The sequence below is a fragment of the Thermatribacter velox genome, assembly GCF_038396615.1.
GTDB classification, from domain to species: Bacteria; Atribacterota; Atribacteria; order Atribacterales; family Thermatribacteraceae; genus Thermatribacter; species Thermatribacter velox.
The window spans coordinates 1,708,831-1,732,954 of the sequence record NZ_CP121689.1 but is presented as its reverse complement, the minus strand read 5'-3'; the positions used below and the strand labels follow the sequence as shown (position 1 = coordinate 1,732,954).

The 24,124-nt window shown below is 50.2% G+C and carries 24 protein-coding genes and 1 pseudogene; 6 read left to right on the top strand and 19 right to left on the bottom strand.

Translation table 11 applies throughout. From position 1 onward, the window contains the following. Positions 1-38 precede the first annotated feature (38 nt). Entirely contained in the window at positions 39-1,046 is a 1,008-nt protein-coding gene (locus QBE54_RS08570; RefSeq protein WP_369019424.1) for a low specificity L-threonine aldolase, read from the top strand. On the opposite strand, the gene QBE54_RS08565 is transcribed toward QBE54_RS08570, so the two are convergent. Continuing rightward, on the bottom strand, positions 1,033-1,845 hold the full coding sequence (locus QBE54_RS08565; protein ID WP_369017778.1) for a hypothetical protein: 813 nt from the start codon (positions 1,843-1,845) through the stop codon (positions 1,033-1,035). The genes QBE54_RS08570 and QBE54_RS08565 overlap by 14 nt on opposite strands. 462 nt (positions 1,846-2,307) lie before the next feature. On the opposite strand from QBE54_RS08565, the gene QBE54_RS08560 reads away from it, so the two are divergent. Then, positions 2,308-2,958: a transporter substrate-binding domain-containing protein gene (locus QBE54_RS08560; RefSeq protein WP_369017777.1), complete on the top strand. Its 651-nt coding sequence runs from the start codon at positions 2,308-2,310 to the stop codon at positions 2,956-2,958. 99 nt (positions 2,959-3,057) lie between these two features. Continuing rightward, positions 3,058-5,523: an HD domain-containing phosphohydrolase gene (locus QBE54_RS08555; protein ID WP_369017776.1), complete on the top strand. Its 2,466-nt coding sequence runs from the start codon at positions 3,058-3,060 to the stop codon at positions 5,521-5,523. 4 nt (positions 5,524-5,527) lie between these two features. Here the strand turns inward: QBE54_RS08555 and QBE54_RS08550 are convergent, their stop codons facing one another. The 16 genes from QBE54_RS08550 to QBE54_RS08475 form a co-directional block, all read right to left on the bottom strand. Continuing rightward, positions 5,528-6,748, bottom strand: coding sequence for a serpin family protein (locus QBE54_RS08550; RefSeq protein ID WP_369017775.1), 1,221 nt, complete (start codon positions 6,746-6,748; stop codon positions 5,528-5,530). A 112-nt stretch (positions 6,749-6,860) separates the two neighbouring features. Next, positions 6,861-7,238 (bottom strand): RidA family protein, encoded by a 378-nt coding sequence (locus QBE54_RS08545; protein ID WP_369017774.1) that lies wholly within the window; start codon positions 7,236-7,238, stop codon positions 6,861-6,863. After that, complete coding sequence (locus tag QBE54_RS08540) at positions 7,238-8,578, bottom strand: serine dehydratase subunit alpha family protein (protein WP_369017773.1); 1,341 nt, start codon at positions 8,576-8,578, stop codon at positions 7,238-7,240. Before QBE54_RS08540 ends, QBE54_RS08545 begins: the two co-directional genes overlap by 1 nt. A gap of 3 nt (positions 8,579-8,581) precedes the next feature. Continuing rightward, on the bottom strand, positions 8,582-9,088 hold the full coding sequence (locus QBE54_RS08535; RefSeq protein ID WP_369017772.1) for an L-2-amino-thiazoline-4-carboxylic acid hydrolase: 507 nt from the start codon (positions 9,086-9,088) through the stop codon (positions 8,582-8,584). Positions 9,089-9,114: 26 nt separating this feature from the next. Next, entirely contained in the window at positions 9,115-9,828 is a 714-nt protein-coding gene (locus QBE54_RS08530; RefSeq protein WP_369017771.1) for an ABC transporter ATP-binding protein, read from the bottom strand. After that, positions 9,821-10,636, bottom strand: a complete 816-nt coding sequence (locus tag QBE54_RS08525) for an ABC transporter ATP-binding protein (RefSeq protein WP_369017770.1) — start codon at positions 10,634-10,636, stop codon at positions 9,821-9,823. The genes QBE54_RS08530 and QBE54_RS08525 overlap by 8 nt, the downstream gene beginning before the upstream one ends. Continuing rightward, a complete protein-coding gene (locus QBE54_RS08520; protein ID WP_369017769.1) occupies positions 10,620-11,618 on the bottom strand; it encodes a branched-chain amino acid ABC transporter permease in 999 nt (332 codons plus the stop codon). The genes QBE54_RS08525 and QBE54_RS08520 overlap by 17 nt, the downstream gene beginning before the upstream one ends. Further along, entirely contained in the window at positions 11,618-12,490 is an 873-nt protein-coding gene (locus tag QBE54_RS08515) for a branched-chain amino acid ABC transporter permease (protein WP_369017768.1), read from the bottom strand. The genes QBE54_RS08520 and QBE54_RS08515 overlap by 1 nt, the downstream gene beginning before the upstream one ends. Before the next feature lie 68 nt (positions 12,491-12,558). After that, positions 12,559-13,692 carry an ABC transporter substrate-binding protein gene (locus tag QBE54_RS08510; protein ID WP_369017767.1) on the bottom strand — a complete coding sequence of 378 codons (1,134 nt, stop codon included), beginning with the start codon at positions 13,690-13,692 and terminating at the stop codon, positions 12,559-12,561. After that, on the bottom strand, positions 13,689-14,336 hold the full coding sequence (gene dhaL, locus QBE54_RS08505) for a dihydroxyacetone kinase subunit DhaL (protein ID WP_369017766.1): 648 nt from the start codon (positions 14,334-14,336) through the stop codon (positions 13,689-13,691). The genes QBE54_RS08510 and dhaL overlap by 4 nt, the downstream gene beginning before the upstream one ends. 17 nt (positions 14,337-14,353) lie before the next feature. Next, positions 14,354-15,352, bottom strand: coding sequence for a dihydroxyacetone kinase subunit DhaK (gene dhaK / locus QBE54_RS08500; RefSeq protein WP_369017765.1), 999 nt, complete (start codon positions 15,350-15,352; stop codon positions 14,354-14,356). 75 nt (positions 15,353-15,427) lie between these two features. Continuing rightward, positions 15,428-15,988 carry a cupin domain-containing protein gene (locus QBE54_RS08495; protein WP_369017764.1) on the bottom strand — a complete coding sequence of 187 codons (561 nt, stop codon included), beginning with the start codon at positions 15,986-15,988 and terminating at the stop codon, positions 15,428-15,430. A 234-nt stretch (positions 15,989-16,222) separates the two neighbouring features. Then, entirely contained in the window at positions 16,223-17,245 is a 1,023-nt protein-coding gene (locus QBE54_RS08490) for a YbhN family protein (RefSeq protein WP_369017763.1), read from the bottom strand. A gap of 54 nt (positions 17,246-17,299) precedes the next feature. After that, positions 17,300-18,331, bottom strand: a complete 1,032-nt coding sequence (locus tag QBE54_RS08485) for a GGDEF domain-containing protein (protein ID WP_369017762.1) — start codon at positions 18,329-18,331, stop codon at positions 17,300-17,302. Between the two features lie 50 nt (positions 18,332-18,381). Beyond that, positions 18,382-19,446 carry a hypothetical protein gene (locus tag QBE54_RS08480; RefSeq protein WP_369017761.1) on the bottom strand — a complete coding sequence of 355 codons (1,065 nt, stop codon included), beginning with the start codon at positions 19,444-19,446 and terminating at the stop codon, positions 18,382-18,384. Continuing rightward, complete coding sequence (locus QBE54_RS08475) at positions 19,446-20,609, bottom strand: hypothetical protein (RefSeq protein WP_369017760.1); 1,164 nt, start codon at positions 20,607-20,609, stop codon at positions 19,446-19,448. Before QBE54_RS08475 ends, QBE54_RS08480 begins: the two co-directional genes overlap by 1 nt. Positions 20,610-20,666: 57 nt before the next feature. Here QBE54_RS08475 and QBE54_RS08470 point away from each other — a divergent pair, with 57 nt between their 5' ends. Then, the gene (locus QBE54_RS08470; protein ID WP_369017759.1) at positions 20,667-20,834 is read left to right on the top strand and encodes a hypothetical protein; all 168 of its coding nucleotides are present in this window, start codon (positions 20,667-20,669) and stop codon (positions 20,832-20,834) included. Continuing rightward, a complete protein-coding gene (locus QBE54_RS08465; protein ID WP_369017758.1) occupies positions 20,806-21,477 on the top strand; it encodes a glutaminyl-peptide cyclotransferase in 672 nt (223 codons plus the stop codon). Before QBE54_RS08470 ends, QBE54_RS08465 begins: the two co-directional genes overlap by 29 nt. 69 nt (positions 21,478-21,546) lie before the next feature. On the opposite strand, the pseudogene QBE54_RS08460 reads toward QBE54_RS08465, so the two are convergent. Together QBE54_RS08460 and QBE54_RS08455 are read right to left on the bottom strand one after the other, a co-directional pair. Continuing rightward, a pseudogene (locus tag QBE54_RS08460) lies at positions 21,547-21,900 on the bottom strand (DUF86 domain-containing protein). Beyond that, entirely contained in the window at positions 21,897-22,187 is a 291-nt protein-coding gene (locus QBE54_RS08455; RefSeq protein WP_369017757.1) for a nucleotidyltransferase family protein, read from the bottom strand. The pseudogene QBE54_RS08460 and the gene QBE54_RS08455 overlap by 4 nt, the downstream one beginning before the upstream one ends. A gap of 552 nt (positions 22,188-22,739) precedes the next feature. On the opposite strand from QBE54_RS08455, the gene QBE54_RS08450 reads away from it, so the two are divergent. After that, entirely contained in the window at positions 22,740-23,912 is a 1,173-nt protein-coding gene (locus QBE54_RS08450) for a PucR family transcriptional regulator (protein ID WP_369017756.1), read from the top strand. Positions 23,913-24,124 lie beyond the last annotated feature (212 nt).

Sequence of the window (24,124 nt, the reverse complement as noted above, 5' to 3'; positions counted from 1 at the left end):
ACCTGCGCAGTGACACGGTAACGCATCCCACACCTGAAATGCTGGAAGCCATGGTTTCTGCTCGGGTGGGAGACGATGTGTATGAAGATGACCCCACGGTTAAAGAGCTTGAAGCACTGGGAGCGGAGATGGTAGGTAAAGAAGCCTCTCTATTTGTCCCCTCGGGCACCTTTGGGAACCAGCTGGCCATTTTGACCCACACCCGGCGCGGGGACGAGGTCATCGTTCCAGAAAGCAACCACATCGTGGAGCACGAAGTGGGAGCTATGGCAGTGATTTCCGGAGTGCAGCTTCGCACCCTTCGTGATGATCGGGGAAGAGTTGCGATAGAGGACCTGGAAAGGCTTTACCGGGAAGAAGACATCCACCACCCCCGGACCGGCCTGATTTGCATGGAAAATGCCCATTCTTCAGGTTCGGTGGTGCCCCTTGAAAACCTGGAAGAAGTGTACCAGTTTGCCCGCTCAAAAGGAGTACCGGTTCACCTGGACGGTGCCCGGATTTTCAACGCTGCCTGCCACCTCCGGGTAGGTGCTCCAGAGATTGCCCAATATGCCGATTCGGTAATGTTCTGTCTTTCCAAAGGGTTGTGTGCTCCCGTGGGCTCTTTGCTTGCCGGAAGCAAAGAGTTTATCAAAAAAGCCCGCAAAATGCGGAAGCTCATGGGTGGAGGCATGCGCCAGGTCGGTTACTTAGCTGCAGCAGGCCTGGTTGCTTTAAAAGTTATGCCCCAAAAGTTAGAGGAAGACCACAGGAAAGCTCAAACGCTTGCTCGCCAGCTTTCCAGGGTAGAGGGGATAGAAGTTTTCTTTGACCGCCTGGACATCAACATGGTTTTCTTCCGGGTTAGGCGGGAAAGCTTTTCGGATGCTGATTTCCTGCAGTTTTTGCTTCAGCGAGGTATTAAAATTAACCCGCCTATGAAGGGAGAATACCGCCTGGTCACTCATTACTGGATTTCTTACCCTGCCATAGAACACACTGCTTCTTCAATAGCCGAGTTTATGGAGAAAGCACAGGGGGGTGACGGGACTAAGAGTCTTTAGTTCCCAGCCACCAGCCGGAAAGCCACCCGAAAAGGAAGTTGGAGGAAGTGACTTCCACAAAGTGAGCGTTGCGAATTGACGGGGGCAGGTAAGGGTTGGGAAGGAGCAGTAAAAATCCCATCAGCACCGAAAAAAGCAGAGCCGAAAGCAGGGCTTTTTCCCACCGCTTTCCTGTGGCAACTCTGGTAATAAACAGAGCCAGTGCCGAAAAAGCAAGGCCGCGCAATACCTGGAAAGGCAAAATCCAGGCCGGAAGCTCAAGGCCAGCGTAGAATTCCTGGAAGGCCTGGGCGGCTAAGGGCCTGAAGACGAAAAAGCCGAAAGATAGGTAGATGCCCACGTAAAAAAGAGCAAGGACCGGTAGGGTTACCAACAATCGCTTTTGAGGGGTAGGAACTGAATACACTGTTGTAGCTGGTTTTTTGCTGTGCCACCTGCCGTAAACTGCAAGGAGCAGAAAGCTGAAAATGAGTGCAGTCAGGAAACCCTGGAGGAAGAAGCGGGGCACCATTGCAGCGGGAACTACGGAAACCAGGTAGCGGAGAAAGACCAGGGTTTCTACCTGAGAAAGGGCAGTGGTTATGCCAAAAAACACAGTGAACATCGCAAGGTACAGTTTCCACCCGCCGTATCGGGAACGGACCACCAGGTAGCTGAGTACGATAGTCTGGGCGAAGCTGACCAGAAAGACTGCAGGCAGAGAAGTTGCGCTTTCTGCACTGGTGCCTATTCCCGATACAAAAGAAGCTACTGCCTGGGAAAAGATAAGGCCGAGTGTAAGCAGCAGCAACTTAAGCACCCATGAAAGAAAATACGACCTTTTCATCGCTTCCCCCCTTAAATAGTGTAGCACAGTTTCAGGTCTTGTGGCTGAAGGGTTTCTATCTTTGTTTTGGGTTTTGTGGTGTGCAGGTAATGGGATTCTCAAATTTTCATCTTTCAGGAGCCCGGAATAGTGTAGAATGAAGGTAAATTGCTTATGCTTGAAGGTGGTAGGGGTGAGTGATAAAGCCAGCATACTGGAGAGCAATTGAGCTGTTTAAGAAAAGAGCGCAGAAAACGTATGGTGAGCGATTGACCAGAAGCAGCCTTTTGACTCCTGCACAAGGAATATCCTAACCACATGACCTCAAAAAGTATTTATTTTCAAAGGAAAATAAGGTATAAAATTGGTAAGGACAACTCAGGGAGGGGTTTCCCTCTGTTCAGCATCTTAAGTCTTTCAAAGATGTAGCATAGGTAGAAGATGGAGTTCAGTCGTTTGAAGAGCGAAAAAGTATTTTTATTGTTCTTTGCTTTGATTATATTTCTTCTTTACGCTTTCCTGCCCGGGGCCTGGGCTCTGACTTTGCGAGTTGGTGCATACCAGGACCCACCTCTTGTTTTCTGGGATGAGAGCGGCCAGGTTCAGGGTCTCTATCCAGAGGTTCTGGAAGAGATTGGGCGCCGGGAAGGTTGGCAGATAGAGTATGTGCGTGATGATTTTTCAAAGCTTCTCGACTTTCTCCGCCAGGGTGAAATTGACCTTCTCCTGGCGATTGCTTACTCTGAAGAGCGTGCACAAGTTTTTGATTTCAATCAGGAGACTGTCTGGTTAAACTGGGGAGCCGTCTATGCTCGACCCTCTTTGAAAATAAATTCCCTCCTGGACCTGAACGGAAAAACCATCCTGACAGTAAAGGATGATATCTATTATCAGGAAATGCTCAAAATGGTTTCGGGCTTTGGTCTTGACTGTAGATTTTTGGAGGTTAAGGATTATCAGGCGGTTTTTGCGCTTCTTGCTCGAGGCGAGGGCGATGTCGGGGTGGTCAGCAGGCTGTTTGGTATCCGTTTTGGAGCACAGTACGGTCTGGAAGCAAGCCCCCTCATTTTCAGGCCCACTGAACTGCGCTTTGCGGTTCCCAGATGAAAAAACCAGGAGTTGCTTGCTGCGCTGGACCGCTGGCTTGCAGAGTTCAAAAAGGACCCGGATTCTGTATACCACCGTGCTGTTCATCGCTACTTGGAGATGCACAAACCCTGGGAGATGCCCCGCTGGCTCTGGTATTCTATGTGGGCTGGCGGCGGGGCGTTACTGGTACTTCTTTTGTTTGTCTGGCTTTTACGGGCACAGGTTGCCCTGCGGACCAGAGAACTCCAAGAAGCCAACCGCAATCTTCAAGAGGAAGTGCTAAGGCGTCGTAGCGCAGAATCACGCCTTTCTCTGCACCTTGACTTTGAAAGGATGATGGGAAGAATTCACTTACGCTTCTTTGCCCGTGAGGATCTGGAACGGCTTCTTTCCTTTGCTTTTAAGGAAATAGGCAATTTCTTCGGTTTTTCCTGTATCTGTGCGGTTTTGCCCGATGGGGAGAGGCTGGTCTGGGCTGAAGCCAACTACGCCCTGGAGGAGTTTCCATTGCTTGAAAAATTACTTGAAGAACCTTCCCTGCAAAGCGACTGGGAAAAGGAGCACAAAATCCTGCTTGAGACCCTCTCTGAAGCCCTGCTGGAGGTTCCCGAAAAGTTTAAGGATAAAGGCTTTTTCGCTTTCTCGGTGCCAGGTGAAGATAGCGAAGAGGGGTTTGTGGAGTGCCTCTTTAAGGAACGCTTTTCCAAGGATGATGAGCGTTACCAGCTTCTGGACCCGCTTCTTCAGCACCTGCGGGTTTTCTTAAGCTACCTTGCTATTTCCAGGAAGCGCGCTCAGGAAGCAGAGTGGTTCCAGACTACTCTGCGGAGCATTGGCGATGCAGTCATCGCCACTGATGGAGAGGGCAGGGTGATTTTTATGAACCCAGTGGCCGAAGAGCTTACCGGATGGAGCGCTGGGGAAGCGGCGGGAAAGCCCATAGAAGAGGTTTTCCATATCCTTTATGAACAAACTCGTCAGCCAGTTCTCAACCCGGTGCGCCGGGTAATTAAAGAAGGAAAAGTGGTGGGGCTTGGCAACCACACCATTTTGGTCAGCCGCAGCGGGAGAGAATTTTTTATTGACGATAGCGGGGCTCCAATCAAAGACCAGTTAGGGAAAATCCTGGGTGTAGTGCTGGTTTTCCGGGATGCTACCGAGCGCCGGGAGATGGAGCAGAAGCTCCAGGAGAGCGAGCGGCGCTATCGGATGCTTTTCACCTTTATGCCGGATGGTTTCGTTTTGCTTGAAGAAGTTCAGGTCGAAGAAAATAAACCTCGAGCATTTCAAATTGTTGAAGCCAATGCTTCTTTTGCGGCCATGGTGCGCTTCAGGCCTGAGGAGCTGCGTGGCCTCCGGATAGAAGAGGTGTTTCCAGGTTTCGGGGAGCTTTTGAGCGATGAACATACCCCCTTGCTTATGCGAGGTGAATTCCTGCGCAAGGAGGTGTTTGTACCTGAATTCGATGTTTTCTGGGAAGTGAGCTTGTTTGTGCTCGATGGCTCCCGGATAGGGATGATTGTTTCCGACATCACCGCTCGCAAAAAGTATGAAGCGAAAATACGTTATCTCAGCTTTCACGATGCCCTGACTGGACTTTACAACCGCCTGTTTGCCGAGGAAGAGCTGGCTCGTTTGGAGCGGAGCAGAGACCCGACAATCGGTTTTATTTTCGCTGATCTTGACGGTCTCAAATTTCTGAACGATGCCTTTTCCCACCAACTGGGGGATGAGATGTTGAAGCGAGCAGCACAGATTCTACAATCCTCTTGCCGTAAGGGAGATATCGTTGCCCGCTGGGGTGGAGATGAGTTTTTGGTGATTTTGCCGGCAACGGATCTTCCAGCAGCTGAAGGGGTTGCGAGACGTATTGAGGAATTTTGTCAGGAAGAAACTCAAAAAGAACCACTCTTTTTGGGGCTCTCGCTGGGAGTTGCGGTAAGAAGGCATCGGGAGGAGAGCGTCTGGGAAGTGATAAATGTTGCGGAAGAAGAGGCTTACCGCAAAAAGTTTTTACGTCGTGAAGAGCGGGGAAAGGAATATGCTCAGCTTCTGTATAAGAGTCTTTTTGCGTTGGGAATCGAGGATGAAAAGAAGCTTCTTGCTATGGAGAAGCTCGCCCTGAAGATGGGTGGAGAATTGGGGCTTTCTCATGAGGAACTTGAGAGAGTGAAACTTCTGGTTGCCTTTCACGATGTGGGTAAGTTAGCCCTTCCTCGCGAATTGCTCTTTGAAGAAGAGACGCTTTCTGAGGAAGAGAAGGCTCTTTGGAAACAACATCCGGCCTTTGGATATCGTATTGTTCGAGTTACCCCTTCGCTCCATCCGGTGGCAGAGGAAATCTATGCTTTTCGGGAGCACTGGGATGGGTCGGGGTATCCCCAGGGCAAAAAGGAGGAAGAAATACCCCTGATTACCCGCCTGGTGCAGGTTGTGGATGCCTACCTTACCCTGACTTTTTCAACTGGTGGGAGAGCTTCACTTTCTCCACAGGAAGCACTGGAACAAATTGAAAAGGAGAAGGGGGTCAGGTTCGACCCCCAGATGGTGGAACTTTTGAAGACGGTCCTGAAGGAAAAGTAGCGCTTTAAAGCATTTCCGGGTTTTCAACGACTCCCAGGAAAAGGAAAAGCCCACTCTCTTCATCCCGAATTGCTAAAAGAAAGGGATGGTCCACCCGCATCAGGAAGCGTTCCTCAGGTGGTAGTGCAGTGACCCCTATAACGACTGAAGTCACTGCTGCTGCGGTGGTTCCCTCTTCGTTCACTTCCAGAATGCTTTTGTGCTTGACCTCGCTCAAAAAGGCGTTGGGCGGGATGGGGAGCATCCCTCCAAAATCAGCGTTCTGAGGGTCGAAAGCCCGTTCCATTCCCAGTTCCTGAAGCGTTGCATTCAAAGAGCGCTCAAAGCTCAGCTTAAAGCGAGGGAGGTAAATTTCGCCTTCTCGCTTTTCCATGCTCTGTATCCAACCTTCAAGCAAGCTGGCGTTGAGCCCTTCGAGCAAATTCGGCAATCCATCCTGGGCGCGGGGCAGGAAGATGTACATGCTGAAACGCTCATCGGCATAAGGGAGTCGTATTGCCTGCAGGGTTTGGTTTTCGAAGTAATCGAAAGAGCCTTCCTGCCACATGGTGGGGAGCTCTCGGCTTTCGCCCTGCACTGTATAAAAGGGGAGAAGCTGGGTGTTTTCAGCGTCAAAGGTGTACTTCCACTTTGCTTTGAAATAAATGGCATTCAGGAGCACCAGGACATCCAGGTCGGACAAGCGGTCAATGATTTGGTTTATCTTACCATGGGTTTTTTCGCTGACCCACTGGTTGATGAGGTTGATGGTCTGGGGGTCTGCAAAGTCCACCGAGTGCGCTTCTGCCTGGTAGAATTGCTGGACAGCCTGCAGGTAGTTTTCGTAAAAGGGCACACCTTCTCTTGCCCACAGGGAGTTGGCAACACTGAGGGTCACTTTGCTGTTTGTGCGGTTGCATATTTTGACCAGGTTGGCGTTTTGCTGATTGACTTCTTCCGTGTCGAAAGAGAGAAGTTCCAGAGCCTGGAGCATCTCAGATTGCGTAGTCCCCCGGGCTCCATTTGCGGCCATGGCAAGAGCAAGCTCAATGCTTGCTGGAGAGATGAAGAGATTTTCCTCGTGCTCTTCCCAAAGGGCTTTAAGGAGGTTTACTCCAAAGGCGTTGACGTTCTGTGCAAAACCAGGGTCTAGGGAAACGTTGCCTGAGGGAAGGACGCCCTCTAACAAGCACCCTGAAGCAAAAAGCAGGAGTAAAAGAATTGCCAGAAAAACGAATTTGCGCATAATCCACCCCTCTTTGAAGAACGCTTCATGAAGCGTTCTTCTCGAATTGCGTTCTAACCACATATACGCATCTTTTTTGCTCTGGGTTTTGCTATTTCATCGAAAATGTGTATCAGCCACTTTTTGCAATGGCTGCGATTTCCACCTTGCCACCTCGGGGTAGATTGCTCACTTCCACGCAACAGCGCGCCGGATAGGGAGGCTTGAAGTACTGGGCATACACGTCGTTTACGGCCTGAAACTCCTGGATATCGGTGAGAAAGACGGTAACCTGCACCACGTTTTCCATGTCCAGACCGGCTTCCCTGAGGATGGCACGCAGGTTTTCCAGGACCTGCCGTGCCTGCTCGCTTGTTTTGTCTGAGACCATTTCTCCCTGCGGGGAGAGGCCCAGCTGTCCGGACACAAAGACCCATTCCCCAGCCCGGACTGCCTGAGAGTAAGGCCCGACTGCCTGAGGTGCTTTACTGGTGGCGATGGCTTCTTTCATCAGTTTTCAACCTCCTTTTGCAGGTTATTGTTGCCCTCACAGAGCTTGGGTGAATGAAAGTTTTTTTCCAGAATGCTTATGATGACCCGGTCGAGGTCCCGCATGCCTTCTTGACTTAATTCAGCCATGTTGTTTACCGTTTGTTCTATGGAGGGGCTGAGTAACCCCTGAGGGATTGCAGTTTTGCTTCCCAGAAGCGCAAAGAGGGCTGCCAGGTAGGCTTCAAAGGCTCCAGTGCCCACCTTGAGAGAACAGCTTTCCTTGGCCCCGTCGCAGATCATTCCTGCCGTGTTGGCGAGCACAATTTGCATCGCTTCCTGCATTTCTTCAAGCTTTCCGCCCAAAAGATAAGTTATTCCGGCAGCCGCTCCTGCTCCAGCGGCAATAGCACAGCCACAGACCTGAGAAAGCCTGCCCAAACGGCTTTTCACAAAACTTGTGGAGAGGTGGCTCACCGCCAGCGCCCGAGCAATTTCCTCCCGACTTTTACCAGTTTTTTCACCCACCAGCACTACTGGCAGTATGGCAGTGATACCGTGGTTGCCGCTTCCGGCACTGCTCATGACTGGTAGCTTCACGCCTGACATGCGGGCGTCTGCTGCTGCATAGCAGAGGCTTTTTATCAGGTATCCCAAGTCACCCTCCAGGTTTTTTTCGTGCATGAGCTGTTGCATCTTCCGTCCAAAAGCCGGTCCGCTGCCACACCCTTCCTGTAACCCGGCCCGGGCTATGGTCAAATTCATGGTGGCTCCTTTCATCAGGTAGTGAATGTCTTCGGCGTCCATTTCCTCGACCAGCTTCAACAACTCGGGGTAGGAGAGTTCCTTAATTTTTTGAAACAGTAGATCTGCTGCTTGAGAAGCGTTTTCACTGCGCAAAATCGTCTCTCCGTTTTTGACCACTTCGACGATATTGGAGTGGTCCCCAGCAATCACGCATCTTGCCCAGTCCGTGCCTTTTTTAACGGTTGCAGCAATATAAACATCATGTTGGTTTGGGTCGCACTGTACCCTTACTTTTCCAAGTTCGACCCATCTTTTGGCTGTGTCCACGTCCTGAGGGGTACAGTCTTTCAAGACTTCAAGTCCGTATCCCGGCTTTCCGCACAAGGCTCCAAGAGCTGCAGCTAAGGCGTTGCCACGTGCTCCCCCAGTTCCCGGAATGACCACCGCCAGACCATTTTTGTAGACACTATCGCTTACCACTACCTGAATCGACTTTAATTCCCCCAAAGGAAGTTCCTGATTTGCTCTGGCGACGGCCAGGGCGACTGCTCCGGGTTCGGTACAGCCCAGAGCAGGCTTGACTTCCCGTCTCAAGAATTCCTTGAGTGAGAGCATGCATTATCCCTCGCATTGAGGTTTTTCTTTGCTGATAATCAATCGGCACACCTTTCCACCAGAGGCAATGGTGTCTTGAAGTTCCATTTTAAAACCTGGGAAGGTGCTTATAATGCCCCGGTCACCTTCCATGGCGATGTCGCAGAGGGTAGCAATTTCTTGCTCGTCCTGGGTGAATTTCTGCCAGGCAGCAACTAAGGGACAGTAGTTGAATTCGACTACAAAGCGGTCTTCGGAGGCTTCCACAATCTGCATTTCGAAGATTTTGCGAACGGTTTCGTTGGCGAATTCCTTACCAAACCGGCGCAGGTCGTCGGTTTTGCTGAAACGGGTTTCACCGTGAAAACAGCCACATCTAAAGATGGCTTTCCTTGCAAAGTCTTCCCAGTTCAGGCCTCTTTTTTTGGCCTCATCGAGCAGAAGGTAGAACCAGGTTGCCCGATGTTCTATGGCCTGACGCAATTTTTCGGTTTCTGGATCGCTGATTTTGCTTACGTTTTTGATGGTCATGATTGTTCCTCCTTATCGTTTTGAAATTAGCCGATGCCAAGGTATACCTGTACCACCCTGGGGTCGTTTAGAAGTTCAGTGGCACTCCCGGAGAGTGTTACTCTTCCAGTTTCCAGCACATAGGCCCGATCGGCTATCTGGAGGGCCATGTTGGCGTTTTGTTCTATTAAAAGCACGGTGGTTCCCATTTTGCGAATGTCCAGAATGAGTTCAAAAATCTGTTCCACGATGATGGGAGCCAGACCCAGGGAGGGCTCATCGAGCATCATCAGACGAGGCTCCAGCATGAGCCCTCTGCCGATGGCCAGCATTTGCTGTTCCCCGCCGCTCAGGGTGCCGCCCTGCTGCTTACGCCTTTCTTTGAGCCGGGGAAAAAGCTGATATACCCGGTCCAGGTTTTCACGTCGGCGAGCGGGATTGGAGACTGGATTCCCAAAATCTCCCATGAGGAGGTTTTCCTCCACAGTGAGGTAGGGAAATATGTGTCTTCCTTCGGGTACGTGGCAAATGCCCCGGCGCACTATTGCGCTTGGCTCCTCGTGGGTGATATCCTCATCAAGGAAAAGAACTTTCCCTTTTTGTTTTTTAACCAGGTTGGATATGCTGAGAAGTAGCGTGCTTTTCCCGGCCCCATTGGCTCCAATCAGGGTCACGATTTCCTGGTCTTTGACTTCCAGATTCACACCCTTGAGCGCTTTGATGCTCCCATAGGCAACGTGGAGGTTTTCCACCTTAAGCATGTGTACCACTCCCTTCTCCAGCGATGCTGCTTCTTTTGCTGCCAATTTTGCCCCGGCCAAGGTAGGCTTCGATAACTTTCTGGTTACACTGCACATCCTGAGGTGATCCCTCACAGATTTTGACACCGTGGTCCAAGACCGCTATTCGGTGGCACACGTTCATAATCAGTTTCATGTCGTGCTCGATGACCACAATGGTTAAGCCTTCTGCATTGAGTTTTTTTATGAATTCAACCAGTTCTTCGGTTTCTCGAGGATTCATTCCCGCTGCTGGCTCATCGAGTAGTAAAATGTCTGGGTTCAGGGACAAGGCTCTGGCAATCTCCAGCTTGCGCTGCATGCCGTAGGGTAGGCTGGAAGCAGTGTAGGAGGCGTAGCTATCCAATTCCACTCTTTTGAGGATGTCCAGGCCTTTCTGAGCCACCATTTCTTCTTCTTTTTTGTAAGTTCGGGTATGGAAGATAGCATCCCACAGGGAAGTCCTGGTTTGGGTGTGGAAACCAATTTTAACGTTATCAAGCACGGTCATATACTTGAAGAGCTTGATGCCTTGAAAAGTCCTGGCCATACCCATCCTGGCGATTTTCTCAGGTGGAAGACCGCTTATTTTTTTCCCTTTGAAAAAGACTTCTCCGCTGCTTGCTCTGATGGTTCCTGTCAGTACGTTGAATAGAGTAGTTTTTCCAGCTCCGTTGGGCCCGATGATGCCATAGATTTCACCTGGAAATATCTGAATGCTCACTTCATCCAGGGCTTTCAGACCTCCAAAGTAGCGGCTGACCTTTTGGGTTTCAAGTATGGGTGGCATCAAGCTCCACCTCCTCGATTTCAACTTCTATTCCACTTTCTTCGGTTTCCCGATATCTGCGGAACAGCATGCTGCTTCCAGCAATGCCCTGAGGTCGCAGGTAAACGGTGAGCAGAATGGCAATGCCAAAGATAACCAGCCGGTATTGGGCGATACCCCGGAAAAATTCGGAAAGCAGGGTGAGAAATGTGGCGCCGATGACCGGACCAAGTAGTGTTCCCTGGCCACCCACGAGCACCATGGCCAAGATGGAGAAACCTTCGTCGAGAGTAAAACTATCGGCACTTATGTAGCTTGCAAAGAAGGCATAGAAACAGCCAGCTACTCCTGCCCAGAAGGCTCCAAGCATAAGATTAATCAGCTTGTACTTGAAAGCTTCCACTCCCATGGCTCTTGCTGCTGCCTGGTCCTCACGTATGGCAATCCAGGCCCGCCCAATTCTTGAGTTGAGCACTCGCTGGGTCACAAGAAGCATCAGAGCCACTATGCCCAGGATGACGTAGTAAAAGTGGGCATTACTGCGCAGTTCCATACCGAAAAGGTTGGGGAAAGGAATACCGGGTATTCCCATTGGGCCGCGGGTTAAAGAAGTCCAGTTGAGGACGGATAGACGAATAATTTCTGAAAAACCCAGAGTGGTCATAGCAAAGTAAATACCCCGCAGGCGCAAGGTTGGTATTCCCAAAAGACAACTGAAAAGCGCTGATACCAGCCCGCTCAGAGGCAAAAGTACCCAGAAGCTGAAGCCGTATCGGGTGGAAAGAATGGCTGCGGTGTAAGCACCGATACAGTAAAAGGCAGCGTGTCCGATGTTGAATTGCCCGGAGTAACCGTTAATCACGTTAAGACTGCTGGCAAGCAACACGTAAAGTAGTATCACCGTGGCGACTCGCATAAAGTAGTCGTTGCTGAGCAAAAGGGGGAGCAAGAGTAAGAAAACACCCAAAATCGCAAACAGGATTATCCGGGGGTTCGTGGCCATCAGAGCTCAACCCCCTTCCTGCCCAAAAGCCCTGAGGGTTTAATCAAAAGCACCACAATCAGGATTAAAAAGGCGATGATGTCGCGGTAGCCGGAAGAAAGAAAAGCCACACCCAGGTTTTCAAAGATGCCCAGAAGAAGTCCGCCGATGGCTGCGCCGGTAGTACTGGTCAACCCGCCGAAAACCGTAGACGTGAAGGCCTTCATAGCCATGGTTGCTCCCATGAGAGGATGCACCGCATTATAGTACATACCGAGCAACACCCCAGATATTCCACCCAGAGAGCAGGCCAGGGCGTTGCCGAAAAGTATGGTTCGGTTCACGTTGACACCCAGTAGTGCTGCTGCTTTTTTGTCCATGGCTACTGCCCGCAGTGCTATGCCGAACCGGGTGCGGAAAAAGAGCTGTCGCAAGGCAATGCAGAGCGCCACCACAACCAGCATTACAAAGACCTGGGTATAAGCGATGCGAATATCTCCGACAGCGAAGAAACGGTTGCCGAACATATCGGGCATGAACTTTTGTTGAGTCCCAAAAACAATCTGGGCAGAGCTACGCAGGGTGATGGAAAGACCAATAGTAGCAATGAGAGCCACCTCTCGTGCTGCGTTGCGAAAAGGCTTGTAACAGATTTTCTCGATGAACATTCCCAGCGCCCAGGTGGCTACAAAACCAGCGAGGAGGGCAACCAGTACGTTACTGTAGAGGAAAGTCAAAACGTAAAAGCCGGCAAAGGCTCCAATCATGATAACTTCGCCGTGGACGAAACTGACCAGCCCCACCACACCCAGGATTATAGAATAGCCGATAGCCATGAGGGCATAAATGGAGCCCTGGGCTATACCGTTCAGGAGTTGCTGAAGAAAAAACATTGCGTTTCACCCCTTGTTTTGGGTTGAAGCCAGGTGGGGATGCACATCCCCACCTGAGTTTGGTCTGCTTAGTCTCTGGTATAGTCTTTTTTAATCACCCACTGGCCGTTTTCGACCACCATGATTTTGTATTTTCTAACCACATCTCCCACCGGGGTGAAGGTTATGGAACCGGTTACTCCTTGGAATCCTTTGGTTTCTGCCAGGACATCTCTGATAGCCTTGCGGTCAAAGCCTGCTTTTTTAATGGCTTCTGCCAGAAGTAACATAGCATCGTAGGCACAGGCTGCGTGGAGGTTAGGGTCGCGACCAGCTCTTTTACGGAATTCCTGGATGAATTCCTGAACCATGGGGTCAGGGTCGTTGAGGGCAAAAAAGGTGTTAGTTACCAGACCTTCCACCGCTTCTCCTCCCAGCTTGAGCAGGCTGTCGGAAAATACCGAGCTTGGGGCAAGCAGCTTTACGTCCCAACCCATTTTGCGAATCTGCTGGCAGATAAGGGAGGCCTCGTTGTACATGGCGGCGATGAACAAACCCTCGGGGTTGGTCTGGCGAATTTTGGTTAAAATGGCGTTGTAATCACGCTCGCCTTCAAAGAAAGGTTGTTCGATGGTCACTTTGATGCCGTTTTCCTGGGCTGCTTTTGCAAAGCGGTCCTTGGTAACCACTCCCCAGTCATTGTTAATGTAGATGATGGCTACTGAGTTCAACCCTAAGTACTCTTTGGCTATATATTTGGCATTAAAGGGGCCTTCGGCGTCTTGGGTGCCTACAATGCCAAACATATATTTCCCGGAAGGTGCAAAGTCAGGATGGGAAGCGGTAGGGGAGAGCTGTACCACTCCGTAGCGCTCATAGATGGGCGCTGCGGCCAGAGAACAAGTGCTGGTGAAGTCACCGATTACCGCCAGGATGTTGGGGTCCTGTACGAAGCGCTGGGCGATGAGTGCTGACTCCCTGGGGTCACCTTTACTGTCCATGACCACAATTTCCACTTTTTTGCCGTTTATCCCTCCCTGAGCGTTTATCTTGTCTGCAGCCATCTGCACTGCATAGTTGAAGTTTTCTCCAAATTCGGCATAGTTGCCGGTAATCGGTGCGGAAAGTCCTATTTTAATGGTGTCCGACGCCGCTTGAGATGCCGGTGATATCCAGAGGAAAAGAATTACTACCAGGCTTAAAATTATTAATCTTTTAATCACGGGTTACTCTCCTTTCTGGTTAGGCTTTGGTATACGCTTTCCAGCAAAAGGTAAATTGAGGTAGCTCCAGGATCCTGATATCCCACCCCCCTTTCTCCAAGGTAGGAAGCTCTTCCCCGCTTGCCAGCCAGGTCTTTGGTACTTAGCATTCCCTCTCTGGCAGCTTCTCTTGCCTGGGCAAAGGCTTCCGCTAAGGATTGGCCACTTTGCAGAGCTTTTTCAAAGGCCTGTACTGCTGGTTCCAGTGCATCAACCAAGGTTTTATCCCCAACTTGGGCGCCTCCTTTTTCTTTGACGGCTTCAAGAGCTGCTCTAAGGGCTTCTTTGATACTGGAGGGGTTTTGAAGCCCCGATTGAAGGAGATACCTTCCTGCTGCTTTGATGGCCAGTCCTATAAAAAGTGGTCCCGAGCCACATCCGGAACCTGCGACCGCTTTTCCAAACTCGGTGAGCAGCTCTTCAGGTTGCTCTACGTTTAGCGTTTCGACTTTGCACAAAGCTTTTTCAAAGGCCTGTTTCAGGTTGGAGCCGTGTTCGGCATCACCGATGACACTATCCAGCTGGTTAAGGTGCTGTTCATTTTCGGCAATGGTTTGGACCATTCCCTGAAGGATCGACATCAGGTTTGCTTTCCCGCAGTTCATACCTCTCCCTCCTTGCGCTAACTCTGTACCCAGCAAGGGGTAAGGCAAGGATGATCCAGGAGTTCTTTGAGCTCTGCGTCCAGCTTAAGCAAGGTAATTGAGAACCCGGCCATGTCAAGAGAAGTCATGTACTCACCCACCAGAGCTTTGTAGATGGTAATCCCTTTTGAGTGCAGAAAGGTTTCTACTTCGTTGAAAACGATGTAGAGCTCCATTAAAGGGGTGCTTCCCATGCCATTTACAAGGACTGCTACTTCATCACCAGCCTGGTAAGGAAGGTCAACCAGTATTTTTTCAAGCAGCTTTTGAGTTAGCTCTCTGGCAGGTTGCAGTTTCTCTCTCCGCACACCTGCTTCTCCATGGATTCCGATACCGATTTCAATTTGGTCTTCATCCAGGGTGAAACTGGGCTGCGTGCTTCCTGGAAGCGTGCAAGGGCTTAAAGCTACTCCCATACTGCGCACCCAGGAAGCGGCTTTTTGCGCCACCTGATAAACTTCCTCTAAACTCCCTCCCAGGTCAGCCCGGGCCCCAGCAATTTTATGAATCAGCACAGTTCCTGCAACTCCCCGGCGCCCTGGAGTTCCTTCTCTCTCGGCTATGGCCACATCATCAGCTACCACCACGCTCCGTGTTGGTATTCCCATGTCTTCTGCCTCTTCAGAAAGCATATCGAAAAGCAAGCGGTCTCCGGTGTAGTTTTTAATTATAAAAAGCACTCCCTGTTCGGTTGCACAATGTTTGAGTGCGGCTAAAGCATCATCAAGTGGTGGGGCGGCAAACACTGCTCCGGCAAGGGCTGCGTCCAGCATGCCTCGCCCCACGTATCCAGCGTGAGCTGGTTCGTGACCGCTTCCTCCTCCACTTATGATGGCTACCTTGCCTTTGACTGGTGCATCTTTTCTGACCACAGCTTGGGTTCCCGATAAAAGGGTTATGAGCCCTGAGTGAGCCTTCACCATTCCAGCAAGCATCTCGGGCACCGCATTCTGGGGAACATTGAGTATTTTTTTCATAGTTGACCCCCTCTACTTCCAAGATGGTTTTGGATTTGCACACTCATTGACACCGCATCACCCCTTTCTTTATGTTTACAAGGAGTTGTTTTCTCGCAGGCCAATCCAGATGCCACGGGCTACTTCCTGGGTGGGGTTGAGTAGGCGGTGGGGGAGGTCGGCACGATAAAGCACAGAATCGCCCTTTTTGCAAATGATAGGATCGCGTCCTTTAAGATGTACTTCAATCGTCCCCTCCAGGACGTAGCCGAATTCAATACCTTTGTGAACGGTAAATTCCTGGTTTGTGGACTGGGGATACAGAGTTATCAGGACTGGTTCCAGAGCCTTTCTTTTGGGAAGGAGGAAGCGTAGTTCCCGTTCGCCTTTCATGGAGACCTCAATCTGTTTCTCTCGAGGGAAAAAGAGGACTTCCTGTTCGTTGTCTTCTTCTTCAAACAGGGTAGCCATGTGGATGGAGAAAAAGGTGCACAATTTGTCGAGCGCCTTGAGCGAAGGTACCACTTTCCCGTTTTCAAGCAAGCTCAGGAAAGAGGTAGAGAGGCCGGTAGCTTCGGCGACCTCACTGAGGCTGAGGCCGTAATTGAGGCGTTCTCTCTGAATGCGCTTGCCCACATGACGGTATTTTTCAAGCAAGGTTTTTTCGCCTCACTCGCTTTGGGGTTATTTTCAGCTTAAAGGAATTTTAATTTAATAATACTAAAAAATCAAGAAAATTTTTTAACTTTTCAAAAAGACATTGCAACACATTTTGAAAGAGCAGCTGGAGCACTAATAAGCGCTAATTCCTATACTTTGCTTTCCAAGTTGGGTTTGGTGTTGTTTATTTAATATTTGGTTGTGGTAGCCGGAGGGGAGAATCCTCTCTCTTCAACGGGAAAGAGTGCGGAAAAAAGCCACACTCCCTGCGGCAAGAGCCAGGTAATACGTGTACAGACGCCACAGAAAAACCAGAATGCCCAGATTTTTTCCAGCCAGGAGCGCTCTAAAAAGCGATGCGAAGGAAAGCTCAGCGATACCGCTTGCTCCCGGGATGGGTGTGAAGCGCAGCATAAAAAAAAGCGGAAGCTGCAGGCGCACGGTGGCGCTTAAAGAGAGATTGCTTTCTGAGATGGCCTGAATCAGGAAATACGTGGTTCCCAGAAGACAGAAAAAATGGAGACTGTACATGGAGATATTCAGGGCTAAATATTGGGGTTTGCGCAGAAAAAGGAGCAGTTTTTCACGTAACTCAAGGAAAAAGCGCTCCAAAAAAGGTGGAGCGACCTCGACCAGGCCCTTCAGGCGGGGTACAAAACGGGCGAGAAAAGCGAGCGCTTTGTGGGAGACCCGAAAAAGAAGATGAGGGTATTTCAGGAAAACGGAAAGTACACCCAAAAGAACTGCGTAAAGAAGAAACAGACGGGAAGTAATTTCGAAAATGCGGGAGGGAATGGAGAGCTGAAAGAGGAGCGAAGAGAGGAAGAAAAGGACCACTAAGGTGAAAGAGTAAAGCGCTCCCCCGACCACGGTCAAACCGGTGGCCTCGCTCAGGGAGAGGCCGGACCTGGTGAGCAGATAAATTTCGGCTACCTGCCCTCCAGTGTTGGCGGGAGTGATTCCGCTCAAAAAATACCCAGAGAGCACCGTGGTCAGGCAGTCCCGCAAGCGCAGCTTTTTCTGCCAGATGCGGGCACTCAGCATAACCCGCAGGGCATCGAAAAGCCAAGCCAGAACCAGAACACCTGCTGCCAGGAAGAGGTTTTCAGGGTGGGCAACTGAGAAGGAGATTTCACCTTCATGCAGGAAAAGGTAAATGACGATGCAGAGAAGGCTGATTAAACTTCCGCCGACGCCTATTAGGGCCTGTTTCAGTATCTTGCGCTGGTCAAAGCTCTTTTCTATCTTTTCCACGGGTTTATTATCACAAAACCTTTCCTTTTGAGCAAGGGAAAGAGAGCAGGATGCTCAGTGCTCTTTTGGGAGGGAGTCATCCTCGACGAGTCTTCGGTGTTCGGGGGAAACCCGAGCTTTTTCTTCGTAAAGGCGCTCATCGGCAATTTGGAGCAAGTGTTTCAAGGTTTTGGCTTCTTGAGGAAAAAGCGAAAAGCCGCAGGAAATCCCCACCTCGCCTTCCAGGGCCAACTGCAAATTTCTTTTGAGCCGCTGGGCAAGCTCCTCTGCAAGAGCAGGATCTCCTTCGGGGATAAGGACTAAAAATTCATCTCCGCCGTAGCGGAAAATGAGGTCCTGGGAGCGGAAGGAGTCCTGAAGCACCCGGGCAACTTCCCGAAGCAGCATATCCCCTGCCAGATGTCCTTTGCGGTCGTTGTAGCGCTTGAAGCCGTCAAGGTCAGCAAGAAGCAGCACGAAAGGCATTTTTCTGGTTATGAACTCGGAAGCCATCTGTTGCAGAGCGGCCCGGTTCAAGAGCCCGGTGAGCGAGTCCCGAAAAGCTTGTTTGCTCAGGATGCGAATCTGCCATTCCAGAAAGCCCAGGTTGTGGTCGAGGGCTTTCATCATGGCGTATCCAGAAATGAGGGTACCAATTAGATAGCTCAAGCTGAATAGGTTGCCCCTCAAGAAAGATAAAACAATCAGCAAAAGGTAAGAAGCACTGTTCACAAGAAATGCTCGTTTTGCGCACAGATAGTCTTTTTCCAGACCGTAACTCAAAATGGGCAAAAAGAAGAGAAATAGGAAAGGACTGTTTTCCCTGCCAGTTGCAATAATAGTCAAAATTACCAAGGCACAACCGCTCCATACAGAAAGAGGGTTGAAGAAGGACCTCTTCCTCCGGCCCAGGAGTTGCGCGATTGCGAAAGAGAGTGCTGCAGGAAGCGGCAGGGCGTCAACCCAGGATAGACCATCTCGCAGAACCCAGATGGTATAAGCAGGGAGAAAGCTCAAAACGAAAACCAGACGCATCACACGCGCTGGCCTGCTTATACGCTCGGTGAGCATGTGCTCCAGATTGCCAAAAAAATGATGCGCTTTCATGAGAAACATTCCTCTGGTTTTTTTAGGTGCTTGGGCCTTTTTGGAGAAGGTCAGGACTTGAAGGCCCATCCCCAGGTGAGCTTTTCGCCTTGAATCTTAAGCTTCACTTCTCTTTTTTGCTGGGCTTCAAGCTCCAGAGTGATGGAAAGAAGCCCTGCCTCTTCGACGGTTACTGGATGAGTCGCTGAGACCACGCGGGAGCTGGGATGCACTTCCTGGTATATCTGGATTTTGGCTTTTTCTTCTCCCCGATTTTCGACCCGGTAGACCTTCTCTTCAGTAGTATCGTAGAGCACTTCTTCGCCGGATTCTGAGTAAAAGCGGTTGCTTTTCTCGCGCAGAGTCAGAGTTTCTTCAACCACCACGCTTTCTACGCTTCCCAGGAGAAGTTCTGGCGAAGCTTCCTGGCTGCTGAGACGTCCTTCTCCCAGAAAAGTCAGATTGTCTCCGTTTTTCTCGAAGCACTCCACCTTGCCTTTGACCTGCAGGTTGCGGGGCAGTTGCAGCTTCCAGAAATGCAAAGCCTGGGCTTGCCCGCTCAGGTAGCGAATGCCCCGTTCACCTTCTATCGTTGCTTCTGCAAGGAGGAGTTGCGGGGATACTCCCTGCTCAATATGCAGGGGGTAGCTCTGGTCCAGGACCCGAAGGACAACTTCTCCTGTGGCTGGAGTCCGGCTTCCAGAGAGCAGGAGGTAAAGGTAAAGATGCGGGTTTTCGGCACCTTTTTCCCACACCACCTGGTACAGAAACTCTGCTTCGAGGTCCTGTACAGGGTAAAGGGTTTTTATGGTTGCTTTCTTTTCTTTTTCAGAGTTTATCAATAAAACAGCCAGTGTAGAATTTTCAGGATAGGTGATGCTGGTGAGTGCTGCACCGTCTGCAGTGATGTAAATTTCCTGGGGATTCACGCCTTCCGGTTTTTGCCAGGTAAACCGGTTGTCGCCGGGGCGCAGGTTCACCGCAAAACACTCTTCGCTCAACACCTGACCATCGGGAAAAACAAAGAGTGTTCTTTCACCACTCCGTTCAAGAAGCAACTGCTGGGCCGGAGCAGAAGTGCTTCCCAGAGCAACGACCAGCAGGATAAGCAAAATGAGCAGAAAGAGGGCATGCATCAGACTTCCTCCTCAAACTGGTAAGTGAGAGTGATTTCTTTTTTCTCTCCAGGGGAGAGGATGACTGTTTTCCAAGCAGCACCGTCTTTGAAAGTCCAGTCTTCGGGAAGGGTTGCGACTTCCAGGGGTAAGTGCTCTTCGATTTCAACTGTTGCAGTGGTACTGGTGGGATTTTCAAGCTCAAAAACTACTTCTTTTTGGGCAATAAACCCCACCACTTCCCGGTAATCGTTGAAGCGTACTTCTAACCTGCGATAGGCAACTTCCCGGCGCTTTGCCTGGATTTGCGCTCCCTCGAAAACAAGTTCCACTTCCTGGTTTTTGCGAGCACCGGGGAAAGCGATGCTTTGGCACCAATTGCCTTTTTTGTCCCAGGTGAGGAGATTACCAGGGGGAAGAGGGTCAGCGGTGTTTTTGAAGGTTATCACCCGGAAGAGTTCCTCGTCTGAGAACCGGTATTTTTCCTGGAAGGGGAAAGCCCGCACCTCTTTAAAGAAGGTGTTGGTGCTGCGTGCAGGAAGGTCTACCTTCCCGGAAAGCGCAAATAGCTGATACTCGGATACCTGCTGGACAGTGATTTCCATCGGTGTGTGAGCCGGTACTTCTTCGGCAGCGAAGGTCATTGCTTTTTCTCTGGCAAGTGCCCGGGGGAGGGGTACTTCAATAGCCGGTTTTCCCAGGAGCCACTGCAGGGTTACCTGTTCAAATTCGCGGTCGCTTTTTTGGTCAATGTGCACTGTAGGGATAAGGTATAGGGTTTTCTCTTCTTCGTTCAAAACCCCCAGGTAGGACTCTTCCCAGGAAAGACCTCGAACAAAAAAGCCGGCAAGCAGCTGATAATCGCCCTCGTTTTCTGCTTCAAGGAGCAGCTGGTGGTGATTTTCCCTTGCTTCCAACCGCTTCACTTGAAGCCCCTTTTGCAGGGGATAAATGACAACCCTTCCTTTTTCCATGGCTTCCTGGTTGAGCAGCAGCCGATTTTCACCAGCTTGAAGGTGTAGCGTGAAAAGCTCTTCCATCCAGGCCAAGTTTATTCCCTGGTAGACGGTGAGTTTTTTTGCGTTTGGGGGCAACTCCTGAGCCAGGGAAGCCCAGGCAAAACTCGGGATGCAAAAAAGCATTAGAAGGGATACAATGATTGCGAAGAAGAACTCTTTGATCATATATATTAACCCTCCTTTTGGGAGAATGATAGCACGAAAGTGGTGGAGAGTAAACATTTGTCAACAAGGTACCATGAGCTTTTGCAGGTTTTCTTTTTGGCAGGTTTTCTGGTGCTTTCCCTTTTTTCGCCATCCAGGCTTCTGGCGGGAGAGCTTTCTGAATATCTTGCAAAAAGCGGTATTCCCCGCTTGCAGTATGAAGTCCTGGCGCGTTTCCCCCCATGACCCCTCAGCCTTCACTCAGGGTCTTCTTTTTGCCGACGGCCTGCTTTATGAAAGCACCGGACTGTACGGTAAATCGAGCCTACGTCGGGTATCGCCGGAGACAGGCAGGGTACTGAAGCAGGTTTCACTAAGCAGAGAGCTTTTCGGGGAAGGGCTCGCTCTTCGGGGCAGTGAGCTTGTGCAGCTCACCTGGCGGGAGCATCTCGTCCTTTTCTGGGACCTGGATACTTTGCAGCCTGTAAAGACGCTTCCTTACCCTTTTGAAGGGTGGGGGCTTGCCTTTGACGGTGAGCGTTTCATTGCCAGTGATGGTTCCTCAACCTTGCGTTTTTTCAGGCCCGAGGACTTTTCTTTAGTGAGGGAAGTCACGGTGACTGCAGGAGGGCGGGAAGTGGACAGGATCAACGAGCTTGAGTATGCAGAGGGAAAAATTTATGCCAACCTGTGGTATGAGGACCTGGTCGTGGTGGTGGACCCCCAAAGTGGGGCAGTGGTGGGCTGGCTGGACTGTTCTCTTCTGCGCCAGGAACTGGGCAGTGAAGCCGAAGTTATGAACGGAATTGCTTTTGATCCGGAGAGCGGGAACTTTTACCTGACCGGGAAAAACTGGCCCTGGATGTTCCTGGTGAGGATTGAGGAATAAATATCCGTATTTTGGTGTTCTGCATGGAGAAGGTACTTCTTTGGTGAATGGTAAGACGATGCTGTTTTCTCACCCGCTGCGGTCCTGTTCCTCTAATTTTCTTAAAAGTATTTCTATTTCCTGCCGCAATACAGGCAAATTGCGCTCTATTGTTTGCCAGATCTCTTCTAAGTCTATGCCAAAATATTCGTGAACAAGGATGTTACGCATGGCTATGATTTCTGCCTAGGGCACCTGAGTATGAGCTTTGCAGAAATCCCTACCCAGTTGAGCTACAGCTTCTCCAATAATCTGAAGATGGTGGAGAATCCAAACCTGAATTAGCTCATCTCGTTCAAATGCTTCCCGCCCACGTGCCGCGTAACGCTCAATCTTAATGATAGCATCGAGGATATCAAGCAGGTGTTCTTTGGGGTTTCTCATAACGGCACTGCTTCACGAAGGATGCGCTCCCGAATTCTGGGCTTGATGCCACGCTCGCTAACCACGTCCACTTTGCAGCCGAGAAGCTCCTGAAGCTCGAGCCAGAGCGCAGCGTGGTCCAGGAGACTGCGACCTGGTTCGAATTCTACAATCAGATCGATGTCACTTTTCTCATCTGCTTCGTTCCGAGCTACTGAGCCAAAGACCCGCACTTTCCGGGCTCCATGTCTGGCACAGATGCGCAGGATTTCCTCACGCTTTTCCTGCAGAAGTTCTCTGGGGTTCATGCTGAAACTCCTTCAAATTCCCAATTCTTCCGGATTACTCCACTTGATTACTGAATTCCCTTTAGTTACTGAATTCGAGGGTTTCCGGTTGTGCCGCACTCCGGCAAACAGCTTACATCACGTTACACACACGCGCTCTAATTTTGTTTATTATATCAAATTCGGAGAAAGCTCCAGAGAGCTACTTGCTCCCTGAAAACTTCCACGGGGAGGTTCATTGCCAGAGCGTATTAAAGCTTCTTCAAGTTTTTCACCATTCTTTGAGAATTGTATGGATTACTCCTTGTTCCCCTTGCATCAGGCGGGTTCTGATACCAGCGTTGACACACAATCTGGTCAAACCGTATAATAAAAAAGCCAGCTGGTTTTCGTGTTGCCACAGAGGCAACGGTGTTTCTGAGGCCCAGGGGTACGAAAAAAGCAAAGAAGCTCTCAGAGAGTAAAGTCTCTGAGAGCTTTTGTTTTTTCTGGGTCGGATTTTTTGAAAAGTTCGAATCTTGCTTTGGTGGGGGTAAGGGACGATTGAGTATTACCTTGTTCGAGGCCTTGTCTTTGGATGAGTTCAAAAGTGCCAGAGTTGTGGCGGGGCAAGGGGGATTGAACCGCGTTATTCGCTGGGTGCATGTGGTGGATGTGCCGGCTCCTGCTGATTGGGTTCGTGGAGGGGAATTGCTCTTTGTTACTGGAATCGGCCTCAACAAGGATCCAAAGAGCCTTTGTGATTTGATCGAGGGTTTGGTGGCCAAGAACGTGGCTGGTTTAGTCATTAACGTGGGTCCCTATGTCCGTGTTTTGCCTTCTGAAGTGCTGCACCTTGCAGATCGTCTGAATTTTCCTATTCTCGAGCTACCGTGGGAAGTAAAGCTTGTTGACGTTACTGAAGCACTGTGTAAACGGATTGTTGCTGAGGCTATTCGAGATCGGGCGGTACTCGATTTGGTAGAGACCCTGATTAACGGACGGATGATCAGCGAGGAAATTGTAGTCAACCGGGCCAGGTCTTATGGATTTGATTTCACCCGTGGTTACCTGGTGATGGTTGTGGGCGTTGATAAAGGGAAGGAACATTTGCAGAAGCAGGATTTTGTGGGCAGGGAAGGGGACTATTTTTTAAAAACCACCCTTCAGCGCCTTGTAGTGGATATATGTCGGCGTGAAGGAGCGGCATCACTGGTAGCTGTGAAAGATGAGGAGGTTATTGTATTTCTTGGATATCAAGAACCTGCAAGAAAGGATATTCGAGGGATAGCGGATAAAATCAGGGAACGTGTGCAGGCTGAGGAGTATGGTTCTACAGTTAGTGTGGGTGTGAGCAAACTTTGCCAGGGTTTGCAGGATGCTGCACGCGGTTATACTGAAGCTCGAAGGGCGCTGTTTGTTTGTCAGTGCATTTTTGGGGGAAATACCACTTTGGATTATGTACAGATCGGATTGTATCGAGTTCTCTTCATGGTTTCTGATCGGGAAGAGTTGAAGAGTTGTTTTAAAGACACACTGGGCAGGCTTGCAGAAAGCGACCCACATCTACTGGAGACTTTGGATGCTTATCTGCAGTATAACGGCAATTTGCAAAGAGCAGCCCAGCAGCTTTTTATTCACAAAAACACACTGCGGTACCGACTGCACCGAATTGAAGAGCTTACCAGGATGGATTTAAACAACGCTCATGATCGCATGACGATGGCCACAGCACTTGCCATCGGCAAGTTTCTAAAGCTGTATTGAACGTATTTGGACCAATTGTACAAAATATACACTTCTTTTTTGTGCCGATGTAATATGGACTTTCTCCAAAAAGGGTGTTAGCCTTTAAAGCAGAGCGACCGGGCAGGGTCGCAGCGGACTTACAGGGTGTTTTAAGCCGGGCCAGCGTTTGGCTCGGGTTGTTGCTGGATAGAAGGCAACAAAAACAACAAAGTGGTTAGTTTAGCGGAGAC

Bases quoted from the DNA above. Each gene is read 5' to 3' on its own strand.
- QBE54_RS08570 (WP_369019424.1), top strand. From the start codon at position 39: ATGCTGGAAGCCATGGTTTCTGCTCGGGTGGGAGACGATGTGTATGAA.
- QBE54_RS08555 (WP_369017776.1), top strand. From the start codon at position 3,058: ATGCACAAACCCTGGGAGATGCCCCGCTGGCTCTGGTATTCTATGTGG.
- QBE54_RS08550 (WP_369017775.1), bottom strand. From the start codon at position 6,748: ATGCGCAAATTCGTTTTTCTGGCAATTCTTTTACTCCTGCTTTTTGCT.
- QBE54_RS08545 (WP_369017774.1), bottom strand. From the start codon at position 7,238: ATGAAAGAAGCCATCGCCACCAGTAAAGCACCTCAGGCAGTCGGGCCT.
- QBE54_RS08540 (WP_369017773.1), bottom strand. From the start codon at position 8,578: ATGCTCTCACTCAAGGAATTCTTGAGACGGGAAGTCAAGCCTGCTCTG.
- QBE54_RS08535 (WP_369017772.1), bottom strand. From the start codon at position 9,088: ATGACCATCAAAAACGTAAGCAAAATCAGCGATCCAGAAACCGAAAAA.
- QBE54_RS08530 (WP_369017771.1), bottom strand. From the start codon at position 9,828: ATGCTTAAGGTGGAAAACCTCCACGTTGCCTATGGGAGCATCAAAGCG.
- QBE54_RS08525 (WP_369017770.1), bottom strand. From the start codon at position 10,636: ATGCCACCCATACTTGAAACCCAAAAGGTCAGCCGCTACTTTGGAGGT.
- QBE54_RS08520 (WP_369017769.1), bottom strand. From the start codon at position 11,618: ATGGCCACGAACCCCCGGATAATCCTGTTTGCGATTTTGGGTGTTTTC.
- QBE54_RS08515 (WP_369017768.1), bottom strand. From the start codon at position 12,490: ATGTTTTTTCTTCAGCAACTCCTGAACGGTATAGCCCAGGGCTCCATT.
- dhaL (WP_369017766.1), bottom strand. From the start codon at position 14,336: ATGAACTGCGGGAAAGCAAACCTGATGTCGATCCTTCAGGGAATGGTC.
- dhaK (WP_369017765.1), bottom strand. From the start codon at position 15,352: ATGAAAAAAATACTCAATGTTCCCCAGAATGCGGTGCCCGAGATGCTT.
- QBE54_RS08485 (WP_369017762.1), bottom strand. From the start codon at position 18,331: ATGAAAGCGCATCATTTTTTTGGCAATCTGGAGCACATGCTCACCGAG.
- QBE54_RS08480 (WP_369017761.1), bottom strand. From the start codon at position 19,446: ATGCATGCCCTCTTTCTGCTCATTTTGCTTATCCTGCTGGTCGTTGCT.
- QBE54_RS08475 (WP_369017760.1), bottom strand. From the start codon at position 20,609: ATGATCAAAGAGTTCTTCTTCGCAATCATTGTATCCCTTCTAATGCTT.
- QBE54_RS08465 (WP_369017758.1), top strand. From the start codon at position 20,806: ATGAAGTCCTGGCGCGTTTCCCCCCATGACCCCTCAGCCTTCACTCAG.
- QBE54_RS08455 (WP_369017757.1), bottom strand. From the start codon at position 22,187: ATGAACCCCAGAGAACTTCTGCAGGAAAAGCGTGAGGAAATCCTGCGC.